Annotated in this window: 5 protein-coding genes; 1 reads left to right on the top strand and 4 read right to left on the bottom strand. The window is 39.6% G+C overall.

Going from position 1 to position 3,432, the window contains the following annotated elements:
- The coding region (locus H6G97_RS52055; protein ID WP_206759138.1) for a hypothetical protein at positions 1 to 191 on the top strand (191 nt) is incomplete at its 5' end.
- Positions 192 to 466: 275 nt separating this feature from the next.
- Here H6G97_RS52055 and H6G97_RS48065 read toward each other — a convergent pair.
- From H6G97_RS48065 to H6G97_RS48050, 4 genes are all read right to left on the bottom strand, one after another.
- Complete coding sequence (locus H6G97_RS48065; protein WP_190947379.1) at positions 467 to 934, bottom strand: RrF2 family transcriptional regulator; 468 nt, start codon at positions 932 to 934, stop codon at positions 467 to 469.
- A gap of 344 nt (positions 935 to 1,278) precedes the next feature.
- Positions 1,279 to 1,569: an NIL domain-containing protein gene (locus H6G97_RS48060; protein WP_190947378.1), complete on the bottom strand. Its 291-nt coding sequence runs from the start codon at positions 1,567 to 1,569 to the stop codon at positions 1,279 to 1,281.
- 15 nt (positions 1,570 to 1,584) lie between these two features.
- On the bottom strand, positions 1,585 to 2,289 hold the full coding sequence (locus H6G97_RS48055; RefSeq protein WP_242056133.1) for an NIL domain-containing protein: 705 nt from the start codon (positions 2,287 to 2,289) through the stop codon (positions 1,585 to 1,587).
- Between the two features lie 366 nt (positions 2,290 to 2,655).
- A complete protein-coding gene (locus H6G97_RS48050; protein WP_199350156.1) occupies positions 2,656 to 3,351 on the bottom strand; it encodes an acyl-CoA dehydrogenase family protein in 696 nt (231 codons plus the stop codon).
- Between the last annotated feature and the right edge of the window lie 81 nt (positions 3,352 to 3,432).

Raw genomic sequence — 3,432 nt, 5'->3', positions numbered from 1 at the left:
TTTTTTTCAATTGGTTAATTGTAGAAATCCTAGATACGTTGTTACCCGAACGCGTTCACCGTACTAATCCCAGGGTTGTAAAAAGACCTGTATCAAAGTTTCGTTCTAAAAAAACAAAACACAGAGGTACTGGACAACGAGTCGAAGCTCCGAAATTTAACGTCACTCATAAGCTTTTGAGCCTTAACTGAACCGTATTGACTTATGGCGAGTCTAGCTGTGGTTCTCCTCGGTGGGGGTGTACTATACTATGTGTTCACAGTTCCTCTAGATTATTTGAGTAGTTATATTCTGGAGTGAAAGATTTACCTGTAATCCTTGTAGAGACGTAGCAGTGCTAAGTCTCTAAGTTATTTTTCACTCCTATGTCTGTTGAATATTTTTGAATTTGGAAGTTTTTAATTGAATGCAGTTATTTCCAACTCTGATAAACCTTCTTCTCTAGCTAATCTGCATTCTTATGTTGCTAAATGTAATACATCTGACTCTTCTGTAAACGTGCTTCGCGCTGGTCACACAAGTCTTGGATGGTATATTGGCTCAAAATAGTTTGTGCAGCAACATCTGCTTGCTGCCAAATCTCCGACACCAAACTTTTTTCCAAATTTTCTTCAGAAGGAAGCTCTTTTTCTTTCTGTTCTCCATCCAACATAATCACGACCTCTAATAACGTTAATTGCCGAGGTTCACGCGCCAAAACAAAACCACCTTTAGAGCCACGTTGACTCTGCACCACACCCGCACGCCGCAGACTTGAAAGAATTTGCTCTAGATAACGCTCTGGTATTGGATGCTTGGCAGATATGTCACTCATGGTTGTGGGTGTTTTGTGAACATAATGGTTGGCTAGTTCTAAAAGTGCTAATAGCGCATATTCCACTTTCGCAGACAGATCCAAGAGGGTATAGTTTTGTTTTTTTAAGCTATCTGTCATGATACTACTGTTACCTGATAAATTTAGTGTAGTTAGGTGTTGATTTTCATTTATCTACTAATCAAGTCATCCAGGAGACATCCTCTAAAAGCAGCTTAATGATTGAAGAGTGTTTGGATGGGGCAAAAATTTAAATATTAGGAAAGCAGGTCTATCTAGAATCCGGTTTCTAGACCCCATATTCAGCAGTCCGCAATCCTAACCCAACAAGAATTTCCCAGCCAAGGTGAATAATCCGATCAACGATCGCAGCAGTTGTATTCTCGTCGGCATTCTTCCAATTTAGTATATTTTCAATTAAACTACGATTATCCTACCAATTTTTAGTATTTATATTTTAAAAATTAACAGTACCAACTATCACCATCTGCATTCGCTTTACCTAAGACCTTGATATTTAAAGATTCCAGATAATTTAAGCAATCACCAATTTGAGACATAGAACCTCGCAATTCTAAGTCAAAACGCCCTGGAATATTAGTGTTTTTTTCTAGTTCAGCCCCGGTAATATTAATAGTTATCTGAAAACAAGAAATTATCCGAGAAATAATTGGTTCTTGCCAGTAAGATTGAGGAATATATAAACGCACCCGCAGTTGATTCATACTACTGCTTTGATTAATAAATGAAATCATAGACAAACATTCGCCTTAAATGATATGTCCATGCAAAGAAGATGCATCTATCCACAGTGGTAAATTTAGCATTTTTAAGTGATTGAAACTAGAAAAAAGTTGCTCTGGCTTACCCCAAATATCTAAATCAAACCAACCATCATCTTGCTGATTGGCTAGCAGTGATGCTGCAATAATATTGACTGTAACTCCATAACGAGAAACTAAGTCAAAGATGATTGGTGTTTGGTGATAATCTTTTAAGATGCAAATCTGCAAGCGTAGTCGGTAAGATTGACCGTTTTTAATTTCGTAGGTTGGAGGATGTTGAGGTATTGGCAAAGGTGAAAATTTGTGACTTGAGTTGGGAAACGGCTGAGAACTAAAATTATCCTGCACATTGCCGGGGATACTCAACTGCATTAAATTTACTCCCAAGTTCTGTAAATACAGCAAACCATCACTGATATGTTCTGAATTGCCTTGGAGTTGCAAGTTAAACCAACCATAGTTTTCTGCTGGCGTGAGCATTGCCGCCGTGATGTTAACTGTGACACCATAGCGGGATACCAAACGAGAAATCAAAGGTTGACGCTGGTAATGCTGAGGTATACGAATGCGGCTATCAATTGGGGTGAGTTGAGGAAAGTTTTGTTGTGGCATAAGAATATTCAAGCTGCGATCGCTATGACTCCTACCAAAAACAGTGACACAAAGCTTCTCAAAGAATTGTGTTTCCATCGATTCCAGATAACCCTCTACATACTGACTTTAGACTCCTTAGCTTAATCTACAGTTAATCCATCTAAATTTAGTATTTAGATGGATTAGTAATAGATACTACAGATATCGAGATGAAATAGCAATAGGAAACACCATAATCTCGGTCAAGTATGTGTTGATTCCATGATTTTTAACAGAGAACTGCACTTACAGCAATTTTCAGGTAAATAGACCACGCGGTAGGGGATCTTGGCCTTGCGCCCCTACAACATATATGGTTCAACTACATGGAAAGTGCTGTAAAGACAAAAAAAAGCGATCGCAGTAGATGATTCAACAACTGCGTAGGCGTAGCCCATCACCTGGAAAATTATTAAATTCTACCTATAACCAGCGATGGCGTGGGGGAACAACTTTGTTGAGGAAATAGTTGGCAACAGCGTAGTATTTCCAGCGCACCGGGTCATGTAGTGTGTGAGCGCGAGCATTGCGCCAGTGGCGATCGTAGTTATACTCTTGCAAGGTAGATTTAGTACCTGCTAGTTCAAACAACTTGTTAGCTGCCAAGAGTGATACTTCCGTAGCCAGTGCTTTGGCTTCAGCAACCGCGATCGCAGCTTCTGCTGCATTAATTTCGTTCAGATTAGAGATGGCTCGATCAATATACTCACCTGCACGGCGCAGGAGTTCTTCAGCTGCATGAACCTGAATAACTACATTACCAAAGTTGTAGAGTAGCAAGGGATCTTCGTAACCATGCTCCACATTGCTATCTACCCAAGGTCTGGTTTGTCCACGCACAAAAGCGATTGTATCTCTCACGGCTGCCTTGGCGATACCAACATCTACAGCGGCTTGGATAATTTGAGCGATCGCACCCATTGTTGTAGGGCGTTCAAATGCCAAATAATGTTGGATAATATGCCCTGGTTCTACTTTCACATTCTCTAAAATTGTTGTCCCACTGGCGGTAGTGCGTTGTCCAAAACTCGTCCAGTCATCAAATAATGTCAACCCTTCAGTACCCTGTTCTACAAACGCAATCACTAGAACTCTTGCATAAATATTTTGTGGTATCATTATGGGTTATTCTAGTTTCAGTTTTCGGCAATTCAAATAGTAAGAGTTTATAAATTTTTTTGAGCAAGTATTGTCAAGCAA

Source organism: Nostoc flagelliforme FACHB-838 (assembly GCF_014698065.1).
GTDB classification, from domain to species: Bacteria; Cyanobacteriota; Cyanobacteriia; order Cyanobacteriales; family Nostocaceae; genus Nostoc; species Nostoc flagelliforme_B.
The sequence above is the reverse complement of the archived record's forward strand: the minus strand, read 5'-3'. Positions and strand labels throughout refer to the sequence as shown.